Source organism: Burkholderia lata (assembly GCF_000012945.1).
GTDB classification, from domain to species: Bacteria; Pseudomonadota; Gammaproteobacteria; order Burkholderiales; family Burkholderiaceae; genus Burkholderia; species Burkholderia lata.
Map to the genome: position 1 here is coordinate 1,999,339 of NC_007511.1, position 25,545 is coordinate 2,024,883.

At 66.3% G+C, this 25,545-nt stretch carries 23 protein-coding genes and 1 pseudogene; 11 read left to right on the forward strand and 13 right to left on the reverse strand.

Annotated elements, in window-relative coordinates; all coding sequences use genetic code 11:
* Position 1 precedes the first annotated feature (1 nt).
* The 5 genes from BCEP18194_RS31555 (at position 2) to BCEP18194_RS31575 (ending at position 5,098) form a co-directional block, all read left to right on the forward strand.
* Positions 2-1,096 (forward strand): ABC transporter permease, encoded by a 1,095-nt coding sequence (locus BCEP18194_RS31555; protein ID WP_011355360.1) that lies wholly within the window; start codon positions 2-4, stop codon positions 1,094-1,096.
* Positions 1,090-1,917 carry an ABC transporter ATP-binding protein gene (locus BCEP18194_RS31560; RefSeq protein WP_011355361.1) on the forward strand — a complete coding sequence of 276 codons (828 nt, stop codon included), beginning with the start codon at positions 1,090-1,092 and terminating at the stop codon, positions 1,915-1,917. Before BCEP18194_RS31555 ends, BCEP18194_RS31560 begins: the two co-directional genes overlap by 7 nt.
* Before the next feature lie 50 nt (positions 1,918-1,967).
* Complete coding sequence (locus BCEP18194_RS31565; protein ID WP_011355362.1) at positions 1,968-3,152, forward strand: c-type cytochrome; 1,185 nt, start codon at positions 1,968-1,970, stop codon at positions 3,150-3,152.
* Between the two features lie 37 nt (positions 3,153-3,189).
* The gene (locus tag BCEP18194_RS31570; protein ID WP_011355363.1) at positions 3,190-4,143 is read left to right on the forward strand and encodes an ABC transporter substrate-binding protein; all 954 of its coding nucleotides are present in this window, start codon (positions 3,190-3,192) and stop codon (positions 4,141-4,143) included.
* 88 nt (positions 4,144-4,231) lie between these two features.
* Positions 4,232-5,098, forward strand: a complete 867-nt coding sequence (locus tag BCEP18194_RS31575) for an MOSC domain-containing protein (protein WP_011355364.1) — start codon at positions 4,232-4,234, stop codon at positions 5,096-5,098.
* A gap of 78 nt (positions 5,099-5,176) precedes the next feature.
* Here the strand turns inward: BCEP18194_RS31575 and BCEP18194_RS31580 are convergent, their stop codons facing one another.
* The 3 genes from BCEP18194_RS31580 to BCEP18194_RS31590 form a co-directional block, all read right to left on the reverse strand.
* Complete coding sequence (locus tag BCEP18194_RS31580; protein WP_041493592.1) at positions 5,177-6,595, reverse strand: sensor histidine kinase; 1,419 nt, start codon at positions 6,593-6,595, stop codon at positions 5,177-5,179.
* Positions 6,596-6,776: 181 nt separating this feature from the next.
* The gene (locus BCEP18194_RS31585) at positions 6,777-7,457 is read right to left on the reverse strand and encodes a response regulator (protein WP_011355366.1); all 681 of its coding nucleotides are present in this window, start codon (positions 7,455-7,457) and stop codon (positions 6,777-6,779) included.
* 124 nt (positions 7,458-7,581) lie between these two features.
* Positions 7,582-8,823, reverse strand: a complete 1,242-nt coding sequence (locus BCEP18194_RS31590; protein WP_011355367.1) for a multidrug effflux MFS transporter — start codon at positions 8,821-8,823, stop codon at positions 7,582-7,584.
* 102 nt (positions 8,824-8,925) lie between these two features.
* On the opposite strand from BCEP18194_RS31590, the gene BCEP18194_RS31595 reads away from it, so the two are divergent.
* The 5 genes from BCEP18194_RS31595 to BCEP18194_RS31615 all read left to right on the forward strand — a co-directional run bounded on the left by BCEP18194_RS31595 (position 8,926) and on the right by BCEP18194_RS31615 (position 15,924).
* Complete coding sequence (locus tag BCEP18194_RS31595; protein ID WP_011355368.1) at positions 8,926-10,413, forward strand: PLP-dependent aminotransferase family protein; 1,488 nt, start codon at positions 8,926-8,928, stop codon at positions 10,411-10,413.
* A gap of 217 nt (positions 10,414-10,630) precedes the next feature.
* Positions 10,631-11,731 (forward strand): ABC transporter substrate-binding protein, encoded by a 1,101-nt coding sequence (locus BCEP18194_RS31600; RefSeq protein WP_011355369.1) that lies wholly within the window; start codon positions 10,631-10,633, stop codon positions 11,729-11,731.
* Positions 11,732-11,831: 100 nt separating this feature from the next.
* Positions 11,832-13,604: an ABC transporter permease gene (locus tag BCEP18194_RS31605; protein WP_011355370.1), complete on the forward strand. Its 1,773-nt coding sequence runs from the start codon at positions 11,832-11,834 to the stop codon at positions 13,602-13,604.
* On the forward strand, positions 13,597-14,664 hold the full coding sequence (locus BCEP18194_RS31610; protein ID WP_011355371.1) for an ABC transporter ATP-binding protein: 1,068 nt from the start codon (positions 13,597-13,599) through the stop codon (positions 14,662-14,664). Before BCEP18194_RS31605 ends, BCEP18194_RS31610 begins: the two co-directional genes overlap by 8 nt.
* Positions 14,665-14,832: 168 nt before the next feature.
* The gene (locus BCEP18194_RS31615; RefSeq protein WP_011355372.1) at positions 14,833-15,924 is read left to right on the forward strand and encodes a porin; all 1,092 of its coding nucleotides are present in this window, start codon (positions 14,833-14,835) and stop codon (positions 15,922-15,924) included.
* 197 nt (positions 15,925-16,121) lie between these two features.
* Here the strand turns inward: BCEP18194_RS31615 and BCEP18194_RS31620 are convergent, their stop codons facing one another.
* Both BCEP18194_RS31620 and BCEP18194_RS31625 read right to left on the reverse strand, forming a co-directional pair.
* Positions 16,122-17,087: a quinone oxidoreductase family protein gene (locus BCEP18194_RS31620; RefSeq protein WP_011355373.1), complete on the reverse strand. Its 966-nt coding sequence runs from the start codon at positions 17,085-17,087 to the stop codon at positions 16,122-16,124.
* 46 nt (positions 17,088-17,133) lie between these two features.
* Positions 17,134-17,385 (reverse strand): hypothetical protein, encoded by a 252-nt coding sequence (locus BCEP18194_RS31625; protein WP_011355374.1) that lies wholly within the window; start codon positions 17,383-17,385, stop codon positions 17,134-17,136.
* A 95-nt stretch (positions 17,386-17,480) separates the two neighbouring features.
* On the opposite strand from BCEP18194_RS31625, the gene BCEP18194_RS31630 reads away from it, so the two are divergent.
* Complete coding sequence (locus BCEP18194_RS31630) at positions 17,481-18,284, forward strand: AraC family transcriptional regulator (protein WP_011355375.1); 804 nt, start codon at positions 17,481-17,483, stop codon at positions 18,282-18,284.
* A gap of 302 nt (positions 18,285-18,586) precedes the next feature.
* Here BCEP18194_RS31630 and BCEP18194_RS31635 read toward each other — a convergent pair whose 3' ends face one another.
* The 8 genes and pseudogenes from BCEP18194_RS31635 to hpaE all read right to left on the reverse strand — a co-directional run bounded on the left by BCEP18194_RS31635 (position 18,587) and on the right by hpaE (position 25,532).
* Positions 18,587-19,087 carry a hypothetical protein gene (locus BCEP18194_RS31635; protein WP_244272991.1) on the reverse strand — a complete coding sequence of 167 codons (501 nt, stop codon included), beginning with the start codon at positions 19,085-19,087 and terminating at the stop codon, positions 18,587-18,589.
* Positions 19,084-20,073, reverse strand: coding sequence for a DUF6402 family protein (locus tag BCEP18194_RS40430; RefSeq protein WP_244272993.1), 990 nt, complete (start codon positions 20,071-20,073; stop codon positions 19,084-19,086). Before BCEP18194_RS40430 ends, BCEP18194_RS31635 begins: the two co-directional genes overlap by 4 nt.
* A gap of 404 nt (positions 20,074-20,477) precedes the next feature.
* Positions 20,478-20,945: pseudogene (locus tag BCEP18194_RS31640) on the reverse strand (helix-turn-helix domain-containing protein).
* A gap of 93 nt (positions 20,946-21,038) precedes the next feature.
* Positions 21,039-21,845 (reverse strand): 4-hydroxy-2-oxoheptanedioate aldolase, encoded by an 807-nt coding sequence (gene hpaI / locus BCEP18194_RS31645; RefSeq protein ID WP_011355379.1) that lies wholly within the window; start codon positions 21,843-21,845, stop codon positions 21,039-21,041.
* A gap of 12 nt (positions 21,846-21,857) precedes the next feature.
* Entirely contained in the window at positions 21,858-22,661 is an 804-nt protein-coding gene (gene hpaH / locus BCEP18194_RS31650; protein WP_011355380.1) for a 2-oxo-hept-4-ene-1,7-dioate hydratase, read from the reverse strand.
* Between the two features lie 20 nt (positions 22,662-22,681).
* The gene (locus BCEP18194_RS31655; RefSeq protein ID WP_011355381.1) at positions 22,682-23,074 is read right to left on the reverse strand and encodes a 5-carboxymethyl-2-hydroxymuconate Delta-isomerase; all 393 of its coding nucleotides are present in this window, start codon (positions 23,072-23,074) and stop codon (positions 22,682-22,684) included.
* A 33-nt stretch (positions 23,075-23,107) separates the two neighbouring features.
* A complete protein-coding gene (gene hpaD, locus BCEP18194_RS31660; RefSeq protein WP_011355382.1) occupies positions 23,108-23,956 on the reverse strand; it encodes a 3,4-dihydroxyphenylacetate 2,3-dioxygenase in 849 nt (282 codons plus the stop codon).
* A gap of 112 nt (positions 23,957-24,068) precedes the next feature.
* Entirely contained in the window at positions 24,069-25,532 is a 1,464-nt protein-coding gene (gene hpaE / locus BCEP18194_RS31665) for a 5-carboxymethyl-2-hydroxymuconate semialdehyde dehydrogenase (protein ID WP_011355383.1), read from the reverse strand.
* Positions 25,533-25,545 lie beyond the last annotated feature (13 nt).

Sequence of the window (25,545 nt, forward strand, 5' to 3'; positions counted from 1 at the left end):
GATGTCGACGATCGAACACGCTGCCCCTGCACGCACCGCGCCCGCCCCTTCAGGCGGCAATGCCATCGCATCCGCGCCGCGCGTCGCGTGCACGGCCTGCGAAGCCTCGCTGGCCGCCGAAGCCCGCCGCGCGCGCACCTGGCCGACCGGCATTGCCGCCGCGCTCGCATGGGGCGCGCTCGGCGCACTCACGCAACTGTGGCCGAACCGCGTCGTCGGCTTCAGCGACTGGGCGTACACCGGCGAATTCGCCGTCGGCGCGTGGACGATCGCCGCGTTGCTGCTCGTCGCGGCGACGCTCGGCCATCTCGTTCCCGCGACGCGCACGCGGCTCGCGCGCGTGCGCCCGGCCGGCCCGTGGCTCGTCGCGCTGCCGCTCGTGCTCGCCGCATGGGAAATCGTCACCGCGAAAACCGGCTGGCTGCCGACGCCGTTCTTTGCGCCGCCGCAGGCGCTGATCGAGGTCTACGCCGACGACTGGCCGCGCCTCCTCGGCAGCGCCGGCAACACGCTGAAGCTGCTCGGGCTCGGGTTTGCATACGGTGTCGTGGTGGGCTTCGCGGTCGGCGTGTCGATCGGCTGGTCGCGCCGGATCGGCTACTGGGTGCATCCGGTGCTGCGCGTGCTCGGCCCCGTGCCTGCCACCGCGCTGCTGCCGCTCACGTTCTACTTCTTCCCGTCGAGCTATTCGGCCGCCGCGTTCCTGATCGCGCTCGCAACCGGTTTCCCGGTCGCAGTGCTCACGTGGTCGGGCGTCGCGAGCGTCAACAAGCAGTACTACGACGTCGCGCGCACGCTCGGCGCGAATGCACGCTTCCTCGTGCTGCGCGTCGCGATTCCGGCTGCGCTGCCGCACGTGTTCGTCGGCATCTTCATGGGATTGAGCGCGTCGTTCACGGTGCTGGTCGTCGCCGAGATGATGGGCGTCAAGTCGGGGCTCGGCTGGTACCTGAGCTGGGCGCAGGGCTGGGCGTCGTACGTCAACATGTATGCGGCGCTGATCGTGATGGCGCTACTGTTTTCCGGGCTGATCGCGCTGCTGTTCGCGGTGCGCGACCGCGTGCTCGCCTGGCAGAAAGGAACCGTCAAATGGTGAGCGCCGCCGTACTCGAATCCTCCGTTGCATCTTCCGTTGCCGCTGCGCCCGCCGTCACGGCGCCGCGCGGTGCGCGCATCGACATCCGCCGCGTGAGCCATGCGTTCGACGGCCCCGGCGGTGCGCTGCCGGTGCTCGACGACGTCACGCTGTCGGTCGCGGCCGGCGAATTCGTCGCGCTGCTCGGCCCGAGCGGCTGCGGGAAATCGACGCTGCTGCGCCTCGTCGCGGGCCTCGACGCCGCGCGACAAGGCACGATCGCACAGGACGGCGTGCCGATCGAGCAACCCGATCCGTCGCGCATCGTCGTGTTCCAGGACCCGACGCTGTACCCGTGGCGGCGCGTGCGCGCGAACGTCGCGCTCGGCCTCGAGGCGCGCGGCGTGGCGCGTGCGTCGCAGCATCGTGTCGACGATGCGCTCGCGCGCGTCGGGCTGCAGGAATTCTCGAACGTGTTCCCGCATCAGTTGTCCGGCGGGATGGCGCAGCGGGTCGCGCTGGCCCGCGCGCTCGTCAACGATCCGCGCCTGCTGATTCTCGACGAGCCGCTCGGCAAGCTCGATTCGCTGACGCGGCTCACGATGCAGGCCGAGCTCACCGCGCTGTGGCAGCGTGACGGCTTCTCCGCGCTGCTCGTCACGCACGATGTCGAGGAAGCGCTGTTCCTGGCGCAGCGCGTGATCGTATTCGGGCCGCGCCCCGCGAAGATAGTCGCCGAATTGCGCGTCGACCTGCCCTACCCGCGCCATCGCGGCGACCCGCGCCTCGCCGAACTGCGTCACGACGCATTGCGGCACCTCGGGCTCGATGCGAGCTGGTAAATGCGCGGTGCCGTTCGACGAAGGCCCGCCGCGCGGCAGGCACGTAGCCGATGAACGCGCCGACGTTCGCCGACTGGGCGCTCATGTTTCTGCAAGGGCTGTATCGCGCGCAAATCGCGCTGGCGCACGTGCTGCATGCGACCGGGCTGACGGGCGACGCCGATGGTCAAGCCGCGTGGCCGTGGGCCCGCCGCATCGCGCTCGAAACGCTGCGCATCGACGCGGGACTCACGCGGCAACTCGCGTTCGCCGCGGCGGCGACGGCGCTGGCCGTCGTGCTCGCATGCATCGCACTCGCTTCACGCAAGTGGCGTGTCGCGTCGGTGCTCGCCGCGCTGGCCGTTGCGTGGTTCGCGCCGTGGCCGCCGTCGTCGCTGTGGCTCTCGCCCGCCGTGCCGACGAGTTTCCAGCGCGATCCCGCGCCGTTTTCCGTCTCGAACGTGATGCGCGGCGCGCACCTGTATGCGCAACACTGCGTGGCATGCCACGGCACGGACGGACGCGGCGAAGGGCCGCTCGCGGCCACGCTCTCGCACTGGCCGCCGACCTTCGCCGGCGCGCTGCTCGCCCGTCGTCTCGACGGCGAGCTGTTCTGGCGCGTGCGGCACGGCACGCGCGACGAACACGGCGCATCGACGATGCCCGGCTTCGCCGCGACGCTCGGGCCCCAGGACACCTGGGCCGTGCTCGACTACCTGAAAGCGCTCGCCGCGGGCAGCGGCGCGCAGGCGGAAGGCGCGTGGCCCGTGCCCGTCCCGCTGCCGGCGCTCGACGTACGCTGCGGCGCTGCCGCGCCCCAGCCGCTCGAGCGCTGGCGCGCAGGCCAGCGCGTGCGCATCGTCGCGCTCGCGCCGGGTGCGACGCCCCCGCCGGAAGACGCGCGCTGGCAAACCCTGCTCGTCACCGCACGCGGCGCGCCCGTGGCGCAGGCAACCGCCCCGGCGCGGGCCGATTGCGTCGCGTCGACGCCCGATGCGTGGCTCGCATTCGCGACGATCGCCGGCGTGGCGCCCGACGCGCTCGGCGGCACGCAGCTCCTCGCCGATCGCCGCGGCTGGCTGCGGGCACGCGCATTGCCGGGCAGCGCCGGCTGGTCGGACGCCGACCTGCTGTGCCGCTCGGACGCCACCGCACGACCGGCCGTACCGGCAGCGACTGGCGATCCGCTGACTGCGCTGCTGCTGCGCGTCGATACCGAGCCCGTGCGCGATGTGCAGGCCGGGCTCCCGCATTGATTGAATCCCTGAACTTCTCTTCCGACCGAGCTTCACGATGAATTCGACCCGACGCCATTTCCTCGCGCGAGCGAGCGCCCTCGCCACGATCGCCGCGGCCCCGGCTGCCCTGCGCGCACAATCGGGCACACGGCCGCTGCTGCGCGCCGGCGACCAGAAAGGCGGGCTGCGCGCGCTGCTCGAAGCGGCCGGCGAACTGAACGGCCTGGCGTACGACATTGCGTGGACCGAGTTCCCGGCTGCCGCGCCGCTTGCCGAAGCGCTGAACGCGGCCGCCGTCGACTGTGGCCCGATCGGCGACGCGCCGGTGATCTTCGCGCTCGCGTCGGGCGCACGCATCAAGGTGATCGGCGCGAACCGTTCCGATCCGTACGGCACGGCCGTGCTCGTGCAGCCCGATGCGGCGCTGAAGCGCGCCGCCGACCTGAAGGGCAAGCGCATCGGCACAACGCGCGGCTCGATCGGCCATTTCGTCACGCTGAAGGCGCTCGACGCGGCCGGCCTACCGCCCGACGCCGTCTCGTTCCGCTTCCTGCCGCCGGCCGACACGATGCTTGCGCTCGCAACCGGTTCGATCGATGCCTGGGCGACCTGGGAACCCTATACCGCGCTCGCCGAAACGAGCGGCCGCGCGCGCGTGCTCGTCAATGGTCGCGGACTGTGGTCGGGCCTCAGCTACATTGCGTCGACCGACGCGGCGATCGCGTCGAAGCGCGACGTGCTGCACGATTTCCTGCGGCGCGTCGTGCGCGCGCAGACGTGGTCGTACCGGCATGCCGACGCGTATTCCGCCGCACTCGCGCGCATCATCGGCATTCCACCGGCGGCCGCGAAACTGCAGTTCGAGCGCCGCAACACGCGCTGGCTGCCGATCGACGCGACGGTCATCGCCGAACAACAACGCACGGCCGACTTCTACCTGAAGGCTGGACTGCTGCGCCAGCCGCTCGACGTGCGCGCGACGTTCGACCCAGGCTTCCCGCTCGCATGAGCGGCCACGCAACGGTGTACAGCCGCCCAAACGGCTTCGGCACGATCTGGCACAATCGCAGTCTCGCCATCCGCCTTCAGCCAGCGTCATGCCAGCCATCGCCGAACTCTTCGTCTATCCGATCAAATCCTGCGCCGGCATCGCGCTGTCGCGCGCGCAACTGCTCGAAACGGGCCTCGCGTACGACCGCCACTGGCTGATCACCGATCCCGCCGGGCAGATGATCACGCAGCGCTCGCACCCGCGCCTCGCGCTGATCCGCACCGCGCTCGACAGCGATGCGCTGGTGCTGAATGCGCCGGGCATGCGCGAGATCCGCACGCCGCTCGATGGCGACGTATCGCCCGCGACGCCGACAATGGCCGCGACCGTGTGGCGCGACACCGTCGACGCGATCGACACCGGCGCCGAAACGGCCGCATGGCTCACCGAATTCCTCGGCATGCCCACGAAGCTCGCGCGCTTCGGCCCCGACGCGCGCCGCGGCTGCAATCGCAAATGGACCGGCGAGATCGATACGCACACGCAGTTCGCGGACGGTTACCCGCTGCTCGTGATCGGCCAGTCGTCGCTCGACGACCTGAACGCACGGCTCGCCGCGAAAGGCGCGCCGGCTATTCCGATGAACCGCTTCCGCCCGAATATCGTGGTGTCGGATCTCGACGCGTACGAAGAGGATTTCGTCGAACATCTCGACACGGAAGGCGCTACGCCCGTGCGGCTGCGCCTCGTGAAGCTGTGCACGCGCTGCCCGATGCCGACGATCGACCAGGTCACCGGCGCGCCCGATCCAGCGTGGCCGCACGAGCCGACCGACACGATGCAGACCTATCGCGCGAACCCGAATTTCGACGGCGAGCTGACGTTCGGCATCAATGCGATCGTTGTCGAAGGCGCGGGCACGTGGCTCGAGGTTGGTCAGTCGCTGGAAGCGGAGATCGGGTTCGGCGATTGAGCCGGGCGCACGGAACCGCTCGCTCCCCTTCATTGCCGGGAAGCCGCCACTCACCGCCGGCCGCTTCCCGCATCGCCATCACGCAGCGCGCGGCGCCGCGTCGTTCGCCGCCGGCAACCAGATCGTCACGACCAACCCGCCACCCACCGCATCGGCCAGCGCCACGCTGCCCTGATGCACCCGTGCGATCTCGCGCACGATCGACAGCCCGAGCCCCGTCCCTTCGACCGTCTGCGTCTTGCTGCCGCGATGGAAGCGCTCGAACACCGCGTCGCGCTCGTCCGCCGGAATGCCCGGCCCGTTGTCGATGACATCGAGCCGCGCATGCTCGCCGTCGCGCGACACGCGCACCGTGATCACCGCGCGGTCGCCCGCATAGCGGATCGCGTTGTCGATCAGGTTGCCGACCATCTCGCCGAGCAGGTCGGACTGCCCGTGTACGTCGATATCAGCCTCGTGCTCGAAACCGAGATCGATGTCACGGGCGCGGGCAACCGGCGACCAGTCGAGCGTCACGCTGCGCGCGAGCCGGTGCAGCGCGACTGGCTTGTGCGCGACCGCATGGCCGCTGTCCGAATCGAGCCGCGACAGCGACAGCAGTTGCTGCACGATCTTCGCGGCCTGCCGCACCGCACCGTTCGCGCGCCGCAGGTGCCCGTTCGCGCGCGGCTGCTCGTCGGGCCGCAGCGCAAGCTCGACGCCGGCCTGCACGGCTGCGAGCGGTGTCTTCAGTTGATGGGCCGCGTCCGCGAAAAAGCGGCGCCTTGCGACCTGCATCCGCTGCGTACGACCGATGTACTGGTTGATCGACTCGACGAGTGGCGCGAGTTCGCTCGGCACCGCGCCGGTATCGAGCGGCGTCGTGTCGTCCTCGCTGCGCGCGGCGACCGTCGCCGACAGCCGGTTCAGCGGCCGCAGCCCCCGCCCGACGCCGAGCCACACGATGCCGAGCGCCAGCACGACGAGCAATCCTTCCTGCAACAGCGACCCCACCAGGATTTCACGCGCAAGCGCCTGGCGCGCCTCGATCGTCTCGCCGACCATCACCCACACGATGCGCGACTGCGCGGTCGGCACGTCGTGCACCGGGATGCGCAGCGCGGCCATCCGCAACTGCTCGCCGCGATAGACGACGTCGTAGTAACGCGTGACGAACAGCGCGCCGTCCCCCGCATCGCGCCCTTGCGGCAGCGGCAGGTCCGGGTAGCCGGTGATCGTGTGGCCGTTGTCCTCGCGAATCAGGTAGTAGATCTTGCCGCCGTCGCTCGATTCGAGCATTTCGAGCGCGAGATACGGCAGGTCGACCTCGATCTCGCCGTCGTTGAGCCGAACACCTTCGCGGATCGACTTCAGCGACGACGACAACGTGCGGTCGAACGCGACGTGCGCCGCGCTCATCGCGCGCTGGTACGTGAGCCACGAGTCGAGCGCGAGCAGGCCGAGCAGCGGCAGCAGCAGCCACAGCGCGACCTGGGTGCGCAGGTTCGGGCGCGTCACGCGGCCACCCGCCAAGCCGCCCCGTTGGGCATGGCGGAGCGTGCACGGCGCACCGCTCCGCGCCCGCGCGGCCGGCCGTGAATGGCATGCGTGTCGTTGGCGGGCCGCGAACGTGTCGATCCCGCGTAGCGCGTCAACGCGTACACCGGTCCCGTGCAAAGATCGCGGGCGCGGCGGCGGTTCATTCCGCCGTCTCCGCCTTCGCTTCCAGCAGATAGCCAAGCCCGCGCAGCGTGACGATCGCGATGCCCGTGTTCTCGAGCTTCTTGCGCAGCCGGTACACGTAGATCTCGATCGCATCGGCGTTCACCGACTCGTCGAGCCCGAAGATCTTCTCCGACAGCGTTTCCTTGTTGATCGCGCGGCCGTTGCGCAGGATCAGCACCTCGAGCACCGAGCGCTCGCGCGGCGTGAGCGACAGCGGCTCGCCCGCGAGATGGAAGCTGCGGTCGATACTGTCATACGAAAGCGGCCCGCATTCGACCCGCGAATGCTCGTGGCCGAGGCTGCGGCGGATCAGCGCGCGGGCGCGCGCCTCCAGTTCGGTTAGTTCGAACGGCTTCGCGAGATAGTCGTCGGCGCCGAGATCGAGCCCTTTCACGCGATCCTCGACCGACCCGTGCGCGGTCAGGATCAGCACCGGCACCGGATTGCGCCGCGCGCGCAGCCGCCGCAGCACTTCCAGCCCGTCGAGCTTCGGCAGCCCGAGATCGAGAATCACCAGCGCGTAATCCTGCGTGCGCAGCACGTGGTCGGCCGCCTCGCCGTCCGCCATGTGATCGACCGCGAAGCGCGCCGCGCTCAACGCGTCGTTCAGCGACTGGGCGAGGTTCGGATTGTCTTCGACGAGCAGCACACGCATGGGGATTCCGGTAAGGTCAGCGACAGGCCGCTACATTACATGATCCTTTCCATCGCGACGCCTCGCGGAAACACGGGTTGCGCCGCCCGCGCGGGCGCAAATAAGCCTGCCCACCGACCGACCGTCAGCGCTCGGCGGCGGGCCCGTTCCGCGTCGCGAAGCGCGAGCCGCCATCGCCTGCGGGCCGCCGCTCGCGCAGGCCGACCGCCACCGCCAGGAACGCGACGCTCGCACCGACCGTGACGACGATCATCGGGCGCGCGGTGCCGTCCGACAGCCACGCCAGCACGCCGCCGCACGCGGCCGTGATCGCCATCTGGATAAAGAAGAACAACCCGGACGCCGTCCCGGCGATCGTCGTGTACGGCTGCATCACCGCGAACTGGCAGGCCGGAATCGCGATCCCGACGGCGACCATCACGAAGAACATCGGGACGACGAGCGCCGCCACCGCCGTCGGCGCGATCGCACCGCCGATCCACAACACGGCGGCGCTGGCCAGATTGACGCCCGCCGCCGCCGCGATGACCGAATCGGCCTTCCAGCGGGTGCCGGTCCGCGCGAACAGATTCGAGCCGATCAGGTAGCCGAGCACGGTCAGGCCGAAGATCGCCGCATACACCGGGCCGGATACGCCGCGTTGCCGCTGGAACAGCGTCGACGATTCCGCGATGAACGGGTAGTACGTGCAGTACGCGAAACTGATGGCGAGCGAGTAGCGCAGGAAACTGCGGTCGCGCAGCAGGCCCGCGTATGTCCGCAGGAGCCCCTTGTCCGGCGCCGGCCGCGCGTCGCTTTCGCGGGTCTCCGGCAGGTAACGCAGCACCATCGCCGTCGCGACCAGCCCGCCCGCCGCCAGCAACCCGAACACGCCGCGCCATCCGAGCCACTCGGCCACCGCACTGCCGGCCAGCGGCGCAATCACCGGCGACAGCGCCATGCCGGCCGAAATCCGGCCCAGCATCGTCGCCTGCATCGCGGTCGGGAAGCGTTCGCGCACGATCACGCGGCCGATCACCGTTCCGCTGCAGCCGCCCAACGCCTGGAAGATGCGGGCGGCGACGATCGCCGTGATGCTGGTCGACCACGCGCAGGCGACGCTCGCGACCACGTAGAGACACAGGCCTCCAAGCAAAACGGGACGGCGGCCGTAACGGTCGGACAACGGCCCCGATACCAGCATCGACAACGCATAGCCGACCATGTACAGGGTCAGCGTGAGCTGTAACTGGGCGTCGGTGCCGTGCAGCGCGTCCGCCATCGCCGGCAGCGACGGCAGGTACGCATCAATCGTGACCCTCGGCAGGCACACGACGAGCAGCAACAGGAACAGCCAGCCCCACTGGGGTAATGAACGCGTTTTCATGCGATGAGCCCGTCTCCGGTCGGATTGATGTGGTCGACGTCAATCTAAGGTCAAAGTGATATAAGCTGAAGGACCATTAAATTCGTCACTGACTAGACCACTATGTCGCGAGGCAAAGCCGCGATTCCGCTTGATCTGCCGTGCCCTGCCGGGCTGTCGACGGGCAGTCCGCAGTCGAAGCAGGAGTGCATTGCCGACGCGCTGCGCGACGCGATCCTGAAACGCCTGCTGCCCGGCGACAGCCCGCTGCCGTCCAGCCGCACCCTCGCCGCGCGCTGGGGTGTCGCCCGGGGCACCGTCGAAGCGGCGTACGACCGGCTGTGCTCCGAGGGTTACATCGCCCGCACGCAAGGATCGGGATCGCGGGTATGCGCGGTAGTGCCGGACAGCTATCTGCGCGCGGCCGCGCAGTCGCGCGACAACCACCTTCCCCCGTCCGACGCACACCCCGCGCCGGCGCACGCGACCGACGCCACCGTGCCGGAACAAGGCGTCCGTCCGGGCGTCCCGTTCGTCGCGCGGCTTGCCGATCCCGGCCTGCTGCCGATGCAGCAATGGAAGAAGGCGCTCGGGGCCAGCCTGCTTGCCGCGACGGCGAACGAACTCGGGGCCACGCCGGCGCAAGGCGTCGAGAGCCTGCGCAATGAAATCGCCACGTACCTGCGGGAATACCGCGGCATCCCGTGCGACTCTGACGACATCTTCATCACGACCGGCATCCGGCATTCGATCGATCTCGTCGCGCGCACGCTGCTCGCGCCCGGCTCGACGGTGCTGATGGAGGATCCCGGCTATGCGTCGGCGTGGCAGATCTTCACGATCGCGGGTGCGACCGTGATCGACGTGCCGATCGACCGGGAAGGCATCGACACGGCGTCGCTGGACCACCATCCCGATGCGCGCGCGGCCTACGTGACGCCCGCCCACCAGGCGCCGCTCGGCGTCACGATGTCGGTGTCGCGCCGGCTCGAGTTGCTCGACTGGGCGCAGCGCACCCGCACGTGGATCATCGAGGACGACTACGACGGCGAATTCAGCTACCAGACCGCCCCGCTGCCCGCGCTGAAATCGCTCGATGCGTGCGATCGCGTGATCTACTGCGGCTCGTTCAACAAAACCCTGTTCTCGGGGCTACGCATCGGCTTCATGGTCGTGCCGGCGGAACTGCGGCCCGCGCTGTCGGCCGTGTGGCATGCGACCGCGCGCTCGGTCGGCGTGGCGCCCCAACTGGCGCTGGCCCGCTTCATCAGCCACGGCGATTTTGCGAAGCACCTGCGCGCCGCGCGACACGCGTACCGTCAGCGGCGCGACATCGTGCTCGACCAGTTGGCAAAGCACGCCGGCGGGCGGTACGCGGTGTCCGGCGAACACGCGGGCTTTCATTTCGTGCTGTGGCTACCGCCCGGGATGAACGACGCGACGTACATCGCACAAGCCCAGGCGGACGGCATCGAATTGCAGCCGATCCGCGGATTCTGTCGAAGCGCCCGGTGCGAAGCGGGCGTCGTCGTCGGGTATTCCGCGCTGACGGCCGCGCACGCGCGCCACGGCGGCCGGCTGCTCGCCAAGCTGCTCGCGCAACCCGCCTAGGCGCCCCTGCCATCGTTGCCGCGCCCGCGGCAACCCGCTTCCCGCCCTTGTCTGACCGTGCCGCGCGCCGCGAAACGCGCGGCCGCCGCCGCTTCGACCTCGGGAAATCCATGACACAAACGGCGCGATTGCTTACCGAAATGAAAGCAGGCTGAAAGTGCGCCGCAATTAACATCCGCTCCACTCGAACAACACCTAGACGTAACTGGAGGAAGACATGCCGTTTGCACCGAAGCACCTCGCCGCCGCGCTGGCGATCGTTCTGGGCACTGCCGCCGGCAGCGCCGCCGCGCAAGTTCCGGCCGGGTATCCGGGGAGTTACCAGGGCGTGATCGACGCCGCGAAGAAGGAAGGCAAGCTGATCGTCTACTCGACGACCGACACGGGCCTCGTGCGCCCGCTGATCAAGGACTTCGAAAGCCTGTACGGCGTGAAGGTCGAGTACAACGACATGAACAGCACCGAGCTGTACAACCGCTACATCAGCGAGAACGCGGCAAGCAGCACCAGCGCCGACGTGCTGTGGAGCTCCGCGATGGACCTGCAGGTCAAGCTCGTCAACGACGGCCTGATGGCGTCCTACGATTCGCCCGAAAGCCCGAACCTGCCGCAATGGTCGCAGTACCAGAAGCAGGCGTACGGCACGACGTTCGAGCCGCTCGCGATCGTCTACAACAAGCGCCTGATCCCCGAAAACGAAGTGCCCACCACGCGCGCCGACCTGATCAAGCTGCTCACCACGCAGGGCGACAAGTTCAAGGGCAAGGTCACGACCTACGACATCGAGAAATCGGGCGTCGGCTTCAACTACCTGACGCAGGACGCGCACGTGAACGAGAAGGTCACGTGGGAGCTCGTGAAGGCGATCGGCGCGACCGGCCCGAAGCTGCAGTCGAGCACGGGCGCGATGATGGAGCGCATTTCGTCGGGCGAGAACCTGATCGGCTACAACATCATTGGCTCGTATGCGTACGCGAAGGCAAAGAAGGACAAGTCGATCGGCTACGTATTTCCGAAGGACTACACGCAGGTCGTGAGCCGCCTCGCCACGGTGTCGAAGAAGGCGAAGAACCCGAATGCCGCGAAGCTGTGGGTCGACTACCTGCTGTCGAAGCGCGGCCAGACGCTGATCGCGAACCAGGCGAACCTGTATGCGATCCGCGCGGACGTGACCGGCGAAACGTCGGCCGCGAGCCTCACGAAGGAGCTCGGCGATTCGCTGAAGCCGATCCAGATCGGCACCGGCCTGCTCGTCTATCTCGACCAGTCGAAGCGCCTCGCTTTCCTGAAGCAATGGCAGCAGGCGATCAAGCGCTGATCCGCTGACTGCCGGCCGCCCGCCGCACACGGCGCGGGCGGCCCCTTCCCCTTACCGACTTCCTTGAGGCGGCCATCCGGATGGCCGCAGGGGCGAACTCATGCTTTCAACCAGCACACGCGGAACGGCACCGGCCGTTCCGCCCACCACCGGCCCACGCGATGCGATTCCCGCGCTGCCGGTCAACAGCCTGCAGCCGCTCGCCGGCATGCTGCGCTGGATCGTCGTCGCGGTGCTGACCATCGCGGTCGCGCTGCCGCTCGGCTTCATCCTGTTCCAGAGCCTGCTGTCCGCGCCGTTCTTCGATGCGAACAAGACGCTCGGCATCGAAGGCTTCCGCTTCATCTTCAGCGATCCCGACTTCTGGTCGGCCGTGAAGAACTCGTTCATCATCGCCGGCGGGATGCTGTTCATCTCGATCCCGCTCGGCGGCATCCTCGCGTTCCTGATGGTGCGCACCGACCTGCCCGGCCGCCGCTGGCTCGAACCGCTGCTGCTCACGCCCGTGTTCGTGTCGCCGATGGTGCTCGCATTTGGCTACGTGGTCGCGGCCGGCCCGGTCGGCTTCTACTCGGTATGGTTCAAGGAACTGTTCGGGGTGCAGAACGTGCCCTGGAACGTGTACTCGATCTTCGCGATCACGGTGATCGTCGGCCTCACGCACGTACCGCACGTGTACCTGTACTCGTCGGCCGCGCTGCGCAACCTCGGCTCGGATGTCGAGGAAGCCGCCCGCGTGACGGGCGCCCGCCCGTTCCGCGTCGCGCTCGACGTCAGCCTGCCGATGACGATGCCCGCGCTGCTGTTCGCCGGCGTGCTGGTGTTCTTCCTCGGCTTCGAAGTGTTCGGGCTGCCGCTCGTGCTCGGCGATCCGGAAGGCCACCTCGTGCTCGCGACCTACCTGTACAAGCTGACCAACAAGCTCGGCGTGCCGTCGTATCACCTGATGGCCGCAGTCGCGGTGTGCATCGTCGCGATCACGTTCCCGCTCGTGCTGCTGCAGCGCCGCCTGCTGAAGACCGCGAACCGCTTCGTCACCGTGAAGGGCAAGGCCGGCCGCGCGACGGTGCTGCCGCTCGGCGTCTGGCGCTGGGTCGCGCTCGCGATCGTCGCGCTGTGGCTGATGCTGACGGTGATCGTGCCGATCTCGGGCATCGTGCTGCGCGCGTTCGTGACCAACTGGGGCGAAGGCGTCGCACTCGCCGAGGTGCTCACGCTGTCGAACTTCATCGAGCTGTTCGAGCAGGACAACCTGGTGCGCGCGATCGTCAATACGCTCGGCATCGGCGTAATCGGCGGCGCGCTCGCGATCGGCTTCTACTCGCTCGTCGCGTTCGCCGGCCACCGCCGCCCCGACTGGGCCACCAAGCTGCTCGACTACCTCGTGCTGCTGCCGCGCGCGGTGCCCGGCCTGCTCGCCGGTCTCGCGTTCCTGTGGATCTTCCTGTTCGTCCCCGGCCTGCGCGAGCTGAAGAACTCGATGTGGAGCATCTGGATCGCTTACACGGTCGTGTGGCTCGCGTACGGGATGCGGCTCATCCAGAGCGCGCTGCTGCAGGTCGGCCCCGAGCTAGAGGAAGCCGGCCGCAGCGTCGGCGCAACGCGCAGCCGCGTGTCGCTCGACGTGACGCTGCCGCTCGTGCGTTTCGGCCTGCTCGCCGCATGGCTCCTGATCTTCATGATCTTCGAGCGCGAATACTCGACGGCCGTCTACCTGCTGTCGCCCGGCACCGAAGTGATCGGCGCGCTGCTTGTGTCGCTGTGGGCGACCGGCGCCGTCGACCAGGTCGCCGCGCTTTCTGTCATCAACATCGCGATGGTCGGTGCCGGTCTCGGCGTGGCCCTGCGTTTCGGAGTGAAACTTCATGGATAAGCTCATCGTCGACGACCTGCATCTCAGCTACGGCACCAATCCGATCCTCAAGGGCGTGTCGTTCGAACTGAAGGCCGGCGAAGTCGTGTGCCTGCTCGGCGCGTCGGGCAGCGGCAAGACCACGCTGCTGCGCGCGGTGGCCGGCCTCGAACAGCCGTCCGACGGCCGCATCCAGCTCGACGACCGCGTGTTCTTCGACGGCGCGCAGCGCGTCGACCTGCCCGTCGAGCAGCGCTCGCTCGGCCTCGTGTTCCAGTCGTACGCGCTGTGGCCGCACCGCACCGTCGCCGACAACGTCGGCTACGGGCTGAAGCTGCGCCGCGTCGCGCCGGCAGAACAGAAACGCCGCGTGCAGTCTGCACTCGACCAGCTCGGCCTTGGCCATCTCGCGGAACGCTTCCCGCATCAACTGTCGGGCGGCCAGCAGCAGCGCGTCGCGATTGCGCGCGCGCTCGTCTACAACCCGCCGGTGATCCTGCTCGACGAGCCGCTGTCGAACCTCGACGCAAAGCTGCGCGAGGAAGCACGCGCATGGCTGCGCGAGCTGATCGTGTCGCTCGGTCTGTCGGCCCTGTGCGTCACGCACGACCAGACCGAGGCGATGGCGATGTCCGACCGCATCCTGCTGCTGCGCAACGGCCGCATCGAACAGGAAGGCACGCCGGCCGAGCTGTACGGCGCACCGCGCTCGCTGTACACGGCCGAATTCATGGGCAGCAACAACCGGATCGATGCGCGCGTCGCAGCCGTCAACGGTGAACGCGTAACGCTCGCCGGCGACGGCTGGGAACTGCAGGCGGTCGCCCGCGACACGTTCGCACCGGGCCAGGACGCGCAGGCCGTGATCCGCCTCGAACGCGTGCAGGTCGCCGACGGCCCCGGCGCAAACCGGCTGCAGGCCGACCTCGTCACGTCGATGTATCTCGGCGACCGCTGGGAGTACCTGTTCCATTGCGGCGAGATGCGCCTGCGCGCCTTCGGACACGTGCCGCGCGCAGCGGGCAAGCACTGGATCGAATTCCCGACCAACGACTGCTGGGCGTTCGCGAAAGCGGGCTGACCCGCGCGGCGGGCGCTCCGCCCGCCACCTGCGCGCTTTCCGTCATGTCATGACAGGCAGGTCCGGCGGACGTCTTCTGGCGTCCGCCGCGGCGTGCTGCGCGCCGCATTCGCTTCACCCTGTTTCGCCCTGTTTCACCCACTCACAAGAACCAAGGAGACACCGTCAATGAAGTCACGCGCAGAACGCTCCCTTCGCGCCGCCGTCCTGACCGGCTCGGCCGCCGTCGCCGGCCTCACCGCCGGCGCCGCGCACGCGCAGTCGTCGGTCACGATGTACGGGATCATGGATGCCGGCATCGAGTTCGCCAACCACGCGGCGCCGGAAGGCGGCAATTCGTACAAGCTCAAATCCGGCAACAAGAATACGTCGCGCTGGGGCTTGCGCGGCGTCGAGGATCTCGGCGGCGGGCTGAAGGCCGTGTTCCGTCTCGAAAGCGGGATCGATCTCGCCAACGGCGCGTCCGACGACGGCCCCGACTCAATCTTCGGGCGCCGCGCCACCGTCGGCCTGAAGGGCAAGTGGGGCGAGATCTCGCTCGGCCGCAACTTCACCGTCACCTACGACTACATGCTGCCGTTCGACCCGATGGGTTATGCGCAGAACTACTCGTGGGCAACATCGTCGATGGCCACCGGCGGCCGCAAGGACGGCATGTTCACGCGCTCGTCGAATGCGGTGCGCTACGACGGCGAATTCAGCGGCTTCAAGTTCGGCGCGATGTACGGCTTCGGCAACGTGCCCGGCAGCGTGAAAACCAGCTCGAAGTACGATGCGGCGATCGGCTACGAGGGCGGCCCGTTCGCCGCGGTGGTCGCGTTCGACCGGCAGAACGGTGCGTCCGACAGCGTGACGCCGGCCGATCCGGTCAACTACATCCAGGGTATCCACGCGGGCCTGAGCTACGACTTCGGCAACCTGAAGACGATGGCCGGCTATCGCAACTACAAGCGCACGTATCGCACGAGCGCCGCGAACCAGTTGAGCGACATGTATTGGGTCGGCGGGTCGTACCAGTTCACGCCGACGTTCTCGTTGATCGGCGCCGTGTATCACCAGAACATCAAGGGCGGCACGGATGCCGATCCGACGCTCGTGTCGATGCGCGCGCAATACGCACTGTCGAAGCGCACGGTGCTGTATGCGGCCGGTGCGTTTGCGATCGGGCAGCACGGGCAGAAGGTCGGCGTGTCGCGCGATGTCAATGGTTACGGCACCACGCAGGTCGGGGTGACAGCCGGGATTCAGCAGCGGTTCTGAGTTTGATGCGGCGGGTGGCGGCGCGCGCGTTGCGCGCCGCGTCGGTGGCTCGTTCGCTCGTTCGCTCGCTCGCGACGGGCCACCCGAGCCTCGGTCGTTGCACGAAGCGGCTCGCCGAACCCATCGGTATCCTGAAGAGATCGCGTGCGCAAACGGCGCCCGCCACGCGTGCAGCCAAGCCGCGCGCCGCCTCTTCATCATTCGCCATCGCCCATCGTGAACACCGGTCGCACCACGCTGCTCGTGTCGCTCCAATGCGCGCCGACGTCCGCCAGCGGCACCGCCCGCGTCTCAATTGTCAGGCCAGCCGGCCCGGCCGCGTCGAACACGCCGCGCACCGAGGCCAGCAGGCGCGGCAGCGACACACTGCCGAGGCCACTGCCCATCAGCTCGATCGCGGTCGCCCGCAACACCGCACCCGGCAACAGCACGTCCGCGCCGCCGATCGAGCCGATCTGCACGAAGCGCAGCCGGCGGCCCTCGGGCGTCGCCTTCGCCGCGGCAACCAGCAATGCCTGCGCGCTGCTCCCCCACAGATAATCGAGCGCGACATCCACGCCCGCGCGGAAATGCGGCTCGAGCGCACGCGCCAGATGCGCGTCGTCCTGCTGCAGCGACACGACGGCATCCGCACCCGCACCGAGCAACGCTTGCAGCGCGGCCGCGTTGCGGCCGGTCGCGATCACCTTCGCGGCGCCGAGGTGCTTCGCGATCCGCACCGCCAGCCGTCCCGACGTACCCGTCGCGCCGTTGACGAGCACCGTCTCGCCCGCGACGAGCCGCGCGCGCTCCGTCAACGCGGCCCACGACGACATCCCGGGAATCGCGATCGCTGCAGCCGTCACGTCGTCGAGTGCGTCGGGCAGCGGCACGCATCGCGTATCGGGTGCGATCGTGCGCTCGGCCATCGCGCCGAACGGTGCGGGCGAGCCGAAGAAATAAACGCGTTGCCCGTCGTCGAGACGGCCCACGCCGTCGACGCCGACGACGAACGGATAGCGTCCATCGGACGAGTAATGCGTGCCGGACGCACGCGCCTGTGCGATCCGGCTCAGCGCGGACGCGGTCACGTCGATCAGGCGGTGGCCCGGCATCGCATGCGGTGCTTCGAATTCCATATGGACGGGACGCTCGCCGGCGCCGGTCACAACTGCTGCTTTCATGGTTGCTCCTTGAATCGGGGATCTCGATCGACGATCGCGGCGCGCGTCATTGCGCATCGAGCCACGCGCGCAGCGCGGGATCGCGCACGTCCAGCACGTCGAACAGGCCCAGTGCGCGCAACGCGGGCAATGCATCGATCGTGTCGGCTTCCGCGCGCGCCCGGTCGGCAGGCGCGGCGTTCGGGTCGGTCAGCACCCGCGCGTTGACCAGGAACGCACCGACGGTGCCTTTGCGGATCGTCGTTCCGTGGGCCTCGATCCGGTCCGCATGGTCGGGAAGCATCTGTTCGGCTCGCATCGTTTCGTACTCCGGTTGTCATCGATGAACGCAGTGTAGGCGTGCGAATCCGGCCGATCTCCGGTATAACGGCCATTCGATACCGATATCCGGCCATGTCCGATCCACTCCTGCCCGCTCGATTCGTCACGTCCGATGATGGCCCGTTCGTCGTCGCGGCCGTCCTGTCGCAACGCGACCCGCGCGTGACGCCGCCGCACACGCATGCGCGCGGCCAGCTCGTCGGTGCGTTGAGCGGGCTGCTGACGATCGGTCTCGACGACCAGGACTGGGTCGTGCCGGCGATCCATGCGATCTGGATTCCGCCGCATTGCCGGCATTCGTTGCGCTCGTTCGGGCCGATTTCCGGCTGGTCGGCGTTCGTTGCCGAAGCGCGCTGTGCGGCGCTGCCGGATACGCCGCGCGCGATCCGCACGACGCCGCTGCTGCGCGAAGCCGTGCAACGTGCGGCGAGTTGGGATGGTTCGGAGCTGGATGCCGCGCGGACACGGATCGCCGACGTGATCCTCGATGAAATCGCGTCGTCGGAAGTCGAGGCGCTGGGGTTGGTGCGGCCGCAGGATCCGCGGCTGATGAAGATCACCGATGCGCTTGCCGCGGATCTCGCGGACAACCGGCGGCTGGAGGAATGGGCCGAATGGGCCGGCATCAGCGCCCGGACGATGAGCCGCCGCTTCGTCGCGGAGACGGGGCTGACGTTCGCGCAGTGGCGTCAGCAGGCCAGGTTGCTGCGGGCGCTGGAAAGAATTGCCGACGGCGTGCCGGTGACGACGATCGCGCTCGATCTCGGGTACGACAACGTGAGCGCGTTCATCGACATGTTCCGGCGCGCGTTGGGGACGACGCCGGGGAGGTATATGGAGGTTGGGCGCCAACTCCAAGCGCAGCATAGTGAGTAATCCGCGTATCGCATCGAACCGACTTATCGCGCAACAGCAGTCCAATGGATTTCCCGATAGGCTTTAAGCACCTTGCAAGTCTGAACCATGCCCTGGCGTTGCAGATTATCGAGATACCTGCATTGGGCATCCCCGATCTATCAGACATGATGTCCGCTCGAGCTACCCGACGAGAAAATCGGAACGATTACGCTGCAAGCGCACTCGTCGAGAATGTGTACGCTTTAACGTCTAATCACACAAGAAAATCACGAAGCGGCTTCACGGGCCTGGGACCGCTTCTTTGCCCGATCACCGATCGCCTACGGCAACATCGCCGTGAATCGATCGAAATGTGTAGGCGGAAGCTTAATCTCGCCATCACTATCAGCAGCAGTATCGAATATCAAGGATTCCTTAGTCCACACCAATCGGACGGCATCCGGATACTCGTAAGTCCGCTCGGCAAGCAATCGCATGTCGGATGTCCGATAGAGTCGCAAAAGGATCAGATCTCTTCCCAGGTACGCGTATTGCGCCGTGTAACGGCCCCCGTCGTTCCTCGATCGCTCGGTATCAAACTGTGTCGCATGAGCACGGATGCGCGCATCCTTATAGTAAGAGCCGGCCCAGCACAGCAAAGTGACAGATACCAGAGCGAAACCTAGCGCCTTCATTCCAGATTTCATTCGCGTGATACGCCCCTCTTTATGCGACATCCCATACAAAACAACCATCAGAAGACAAGCAATTACTGCAAACACCACAATTTCTGCGAGTACAACAATCCCCGCTCCTTGCATAGCAGTCGCCAACCCGTTCATTCAAAATATACCGTTATTGGCTTAGCCAACATGATTGGCTTATAGTCGGAAAAAATTATGAAATCTCCACCTCGTCGGTATCTAGTTTGCCACTCTCTGAACGAGCGATTTCGAACCGGATAGTAAGTTTTCCCGGGTTCATAGAGGTTTGCGGCCGTGCCGCCTGCCACTATTGGATAATCAAACCACGGCTGATCCGCAAGATTCGCCGCCGCGTACATCGGAACGATTATCACACCACCTCTTCCCCAATGACCTAGATACTGTGACCGCGAATCTACAGGTCCTTCAAAGGAATAACCATCTCTTACGTATACGACAATGTGCGTAACCGTAGCGCTATTATTCTCGGTATCGAAAGTAACGCGAGCCACCGCCGCATAAAGATTGAATGCTCCCAGCGCACCTGTTAGATCGTCGGGAACGCCACCTTCCGGAAACCGCCGAACAGCCTGCAATGCTTTCTGTTCAAATGAACTCTCTACCGCCGCTCGCTGAAACTGGAATTTCTTGTGTAGTTTTCGGATATCGTTGCCGCTTACCGTCCAGGGTGACACCTCCCCGTGACTACTGTAGCGACCAAGAATATCCTTAAGGATTTCATATGCACGCGGGCTATATATGGCGGCATTTATGAGATTCTCGTATTGCTTTTTTGCACGCTCATGCCTAAGAACCCAATCTAGTTTTATAGTGGTTCGATCGACCATCGACTCAGGGTAGAGCTCGCCATCCTGGTTGATCTCGTTCTGCTGATCTTTTGGTGTGATCGAATAGTTAAGCTCTCCAGAAAACCATCGCTCCATCAGCTTCGCCGAAACCGGCATACGCTCTTTGCGCATGGTGTCAGGGATTTGCTGAATATCGAAAGGCGGCACTTCCTTTTCCGTCTCCGCCGGCTTCGGTTGCTTGGGCGGATGAGGCGTGTCCAACCATTTCTTGAAGCGTGAAAATGTATCCGCGATCCTTTCGATGTCGTCCACCATCTTATCGAGCGAATCCCGCTTGTCGGCCCGCGCAACGAACGTCGATGATTTGACTGGCGACCTCTTCATCGGGGGAGCCATTGACATTGATAGGCCGACTTGACACGCAGGGATGCCCCCATCGTCCCCCTCGCATAGCTTCCATCTCCACATGAGCTTGTTGATCTTGAAGTATGGAATCCTATTGTTATAGTGCGTCATGCTGTCACTCGGATTGTAGAATCCTCGACCTTACAATGCCGCACAAAGCCTAACAATGCCGCACAGCTACCACGCATCAACAGTATCTCATCAGCGAGTCACAAAAAACCTGTAGAAACACTTGTCGCACTTGCTCATCACGGGCCGGACGGTGGAACGCAATCCGTCCAAACCATTGTAGACAACTGCAAACGACGAACTCGTTATTCGTAGCCGATCCGCAGTTCCTGTGCCTGTCTGCTCAACTCATTCATTGCATCTGCGCTCGCCTGATCGCGCTCCGCCTTGTAGCGCATCAGATCGGAAAAACGTATGCGCCGATGCTTGCCTGTGCGGTAATAAGGCAATGCATTCGATTCAAGCAGCTTGATCAGATACCGACGAGAAGCATTGAACAAATCCGCCGCTTCCTGGGTCGTCAATTCCGTATGAACGGGGACAACCTTGACCGCATTACCGTCGGCCATCTCCGTGAGGATATCCACCAACAAACGCAATGCGGATGTCGGAAGCTCAACGTTATGCGCGCGACTTTCGTCGTCAAAGATATGGATGCGCTACGTATCGGCTCGTGTCGCGAGATAAGCCGCCAGCGTGCGCTGCCCTTCGACAGCCACCTGCATCTCGCGCTCGACTGGCAAAACCATGTCGGGTGTCGTGGTATGAGGCATCGCGCGCTCCAATTGGGATTTCAGGAGCGCATCAATTTATTCGAAATAAACGAAATACGATCACCCCCTTAATATTCAGACGCGTCGCTTCGTTCAATACGTCCCATCCCCCTTCTTCACGGCCTCTTCCCCCTTCCCCTTGAACTGCGCAGCCAACCGCTCCGCGCTCCTCGCCAGCAGCGTCGTATCCACCCCAACCGCGACGAACAACGCCCCCGCTTCCAGATAGCGCCGCGCGGCCGCCTCATCCGCACTGAGAATGCCCGGTGCCTTGCCGGCTGCCTTGATCGTCCGGATCGCGCCATCGATTGCGGCCTGCACATCCGGATGCCCCGGATTGCCGAGATGCCCGAGGTCTGCGGCCAAATCAGCCGGCCCGATGAACACGCCGTCCACACCTTCGACGCGCGCAATCGCATCGATCGCCTCGAGCCCGGCCCGCGTCTCGACCTGCACGAGCACGGCCATCTCGTCGTTCGCGCGATGCAGGTAATCACCGACGCGATTCCACCGCGACGCACGCGCCAGCGCGCTACCGACACCGCGAATCCCGTGCGGTGGATAACGCGTTGCCGCCACCGCCGCGCGCGCCTCGTCCGCACTCTGCACCATCGGCACCAGCAACGTCTGCGCCCCAAGATCGAGCACCTGCTTGATGATCACCGGATCGTTCCACGGCACGCGCACGACCGGATGCGACGGATACGGCGCGATCGCCTGCAGTTGCGCGAGGATCGTCGGCACCGTGTTCGGCGCATGCTCGCCGTCGATCAGCAGCCAGTCGAAACCGGCGCCCGCAACCACTTCGGCGCTGTACGGATTCGCGAGCCCGAGCCACAGCCCGACCTGCGCATCGCCACGCGCGAGCGCGGCCTTGAAGACATTCGAAGGAATCTGCATCGCTCGCTTACCTCACTCGAAGTAGCACTGGATCGTCCCGAGCGGGCCGTAGTCGACGCTGAACGTGTCGCCCGGCCGCGCCGCGCACGGCCGCGTGAACGAACCACCGAGCACGATCTGCCCCGGCTCCAGCGCGACGTCGAAGCGCGACAGCCGGTTCGCGAGCCATGCGACGCCGTTCGCCGGATGGTTCAGCACGCCGGCCGCGACGCCCGTTTCCTCGACCACGCCGTTGCGCGACATGATCGCCGCGACCCAGCGCAGGTCGACGTCCTGCGGCTTCACGGGCCGCCCGCCGATCACGACGCCCGCGTTCGCCGCGTTGTCGGCGATCGTGTCGAACACCTTGCGTGGCCGCTTCGTGTCGGGGTCGATCGACTGGCTGCGCGCGTCGATGATCTCGAGCGCCGGCACGACGTAATCGACCGCGTCGTACACGTCGAAGATCGTGCAGTCCGGGCCGGTCAGCCGCTTGCCGAGCACGAACGCGAGCTCGACCTCGACGCGCGGCACGATGAAGCGGCCGGTGGGAATCGTGCCGCCGTCGGCGAAGAACATGTCGTCGAGCAACGCGCCGTAGTCGGGCTCGTCGATCTGCGACGTGTTCTGCATCGCCTTCGACGTGAGGCCGATCTTGTGGCCCTTCAGCGTGCGGCCTTCTGCGAGCTTGAGGGCGACCCACGCGCGCTGGATCGCATACGCGTCGTCGATCGTGATGTCGGGATGGTCGAGCGAGATCTGGCGGATCTGCTTGCGCTCGCGCTCGGCGTCGTGCAGACGCTGCGCGAGCTGGTCGATGATGGCGGGTTCGAGCATGGTCGGATCGGGAATGGGGTTCAGCCGGCCCGCTTGTAGCGGGCGTGGATATTGTTGTGCTTGTACGAGCCGCTTTCGCTGAACTCGGTCAGTTCCATTGACAGCGCGAGGTAGCGTTTCGCATACAGTTCCGCGAAATGCGCCTTGATCGCATCGAACAGCGCGTCGCACGCGGCTTTCTTCTGCTCGTCGGTACGGCCCGAGCCGATCTTGAGCGTCACGTGGACGAACGCGTCGTCCTCCGACCCGTCGGCCACGCAGTAGTCCTGCAGTTCGATCGCCCGTGAGCGGATGCCGCCCGTCGGGAACACGCCGCCCTGCGCGATCAATGTGGCGTTGATCGTGCGCAGCAACGTCGGAATGCGCGCGTCGTCGCGAATGTTCGCGGTGTATTCGACGACGATATGTGGCATGGCTAGTCTCCTGTCGAATGCGGGGCGCGTCGTTCAGGACAACGGAAAGATCGCATTGATCTGCCCGGTCCCCGAGCTCGCGAAATAGTCGGTGACGATCTCGACAGGCTTGTCGTAGCGATCCCAGCCGAGCAAGCCGAGCAGCATCGCGGTGTCGTGCATCCCGCCTTCGCCGTGGCAATGCGTGTTGTACTCGGGCAGCATCGCGCAGAAGGTCTTGAAATCGCCCTGCTTCCACAGCTCGACCACACGCAGGTCGACCTGCCGGAAGAATTCGCGGCTGATCTCGTGGATCGATTCCTCGGGGCTGCCGTTGTCGTTGAAGCGGTGCGAAAGCGACCCGCTCGCGAGAAACGCGACGTTTGAATCGCTCTTTTCGATCGCTTCGAGCAGCGCCTCGCCGAAACGCCGGCTTTCGTCGAGCTGATGCCACATGCACCAGCCAGCGATCGACACGACCTTGAAGTGCTGGTCGGCGTTCATGTAGCGCATCGGCACGAGCGTGCCGTACTCGAGCTCGAGGCTGTCGATCTCGTGCGCGCGCGTCGCGATCCCGCGCTCACTGGCTGTCTCGGCGATCAACCGGCCGAGCGCCGGGTTGCCCGGATATGCGTACTGCATGTCGCGGATGAAATGCGGCAGCTCGTTGCTCGTGTACGTGCCCGAGAACTGCGCGTTGCAGTTCACGTGATAGCCGGCGTTGACGAGCCAGTGCACGTCCGACACGACGATCGTGTCGACGCCGAGCGCGCGGCAGCGCTCGCCGATCAGTTGATGGCCGCGGATCGCCGCCTCGCGGCAGCCGTGATGCCTGCCGGGCAATTCCGACAGGTACATCGACGGCACGTGCGTGATTTTTGCGGCGAGGGACAGTTTGCCCATCGTTCAAGTCTCCTGTCGGCTGGAGTTAGCGCTTTAGCGCTTACTCCAGCCCCATGCTTGGCCGGCATTCCGGCTAAGGAATCATTTCGTGCTGCCAGACGACTCGCGCCCGTTACACGCCCCAGCGCGGAATGTGGTGCGAACCCATCGAGATGCACACGTTCTTGATCTCCGCGAACACCTCGAAACTGTACTCGCCGCCCTCGCGCCCGGTACCCGATTCCTTCACGCCGCCGAACGGCTGGCGCAGGTCGCGCACGTTCTGGCTGTTCACGAACACCATCCCGGCCTCGATGCCGCGCGCGAGGCGATGCACCTTGCCGACGTCCTGCGTCCAGATGTACGACGCAAGGCCGTACGCGGTGTCGTTCGCGAGCCGCAGCCCGTCGTCTTCGTCCTCGAACGGGATGATGCACGCGACCGGCCCGAAGATCTCTTCCTGCGCGACGCGCATCCGGTTGTCGACGTCGGCCAGCACGGTCGGCCGCACGAAGTTGCCGTTGCGCAGATGGTCGGGCAGGCCCGCCGGCTTGTCCGCGCCGCCCGCGACCACGCGTGCGCCTTCCTGCTCGCCGATGCGGATATAGCCCGTCACCTTCTCCCAGTGCTGGCGCGTGATCATCGCGCCGAGATTCGTGGCCGGATCGGATGGATCGCCAACGATGAGGTTGTTCGCGCGGCGCGCGAATTCCTGCACGAAGCGGTCGTAGATCGTGCGCTGCACGAAGATCCGCGAGCCGGCCGTGCAGCGTTCGCCGTTGATCGAGAAGATCGTGAACAGCGATGCATCGAGCGCGCGGTCGAAATCGGCGTCGTCGAAGATCAGCACCGGCGACTTGCCGCCGAGTTCCATCGAATACTTCTTGAGACCGGCACGCTCCATGATCCGCTTGCCGGTGACGGTGCCGCCGGTGAACGACACCGCACGCACGTCCGGATGGCGCACCAGCGCATCGCCGGCCGTCGCGCCATAGCCCTGCACGACGTTGAGCACGCCCGGCGGGATGCCGGCTTCGAGCGCGAGGCGGCCGAGTTGATCGGCCGTCAGCGGCGACAGCTCCGACATCTTCAGCACGGCCGTGTTGCCGAGCGCGAGACACGGCGCCGTCTTCCACGTCGCGGTCATGAACGGCACGTTCCACGGCGACACCAGCGCGCACACGCCGACCGGCTGGTACAGCGTGTAGTTCAGCATCTGGTCGTCGACCGGATAGGTGCGGCCGTTCATCTGCACGCACACTTCCGCGAAGAAGTTGAAGTTCTCGGATGCGCGCGGAATCAGCTGCTTGCTCGTCTGCGCGATCGGCAGGCCGGTGTCCTGCGTCTCCAGCGCCGCGAGATTCGGCACGTTCTTCTCGATCAGCTCGCCGAGCTTGCGCATCAGCTTCGCGCGCTCCTTGGCGGGCGTGCTCGCCCATTTCGGGAACGCTTCCTTCGCGGCGCGCACGGCCGCGTCGACTTCGGCCTCGCCGCCCGATGCGACGTCGGTGATGACATCGCCCGTCGCGGGATTCAGCGTCGTGAACGTCTCGCGGCTCTCGACTTCCCGGCCGCCGATCCAGTGCTTGATGGTCATGCTCTCTCCTTGG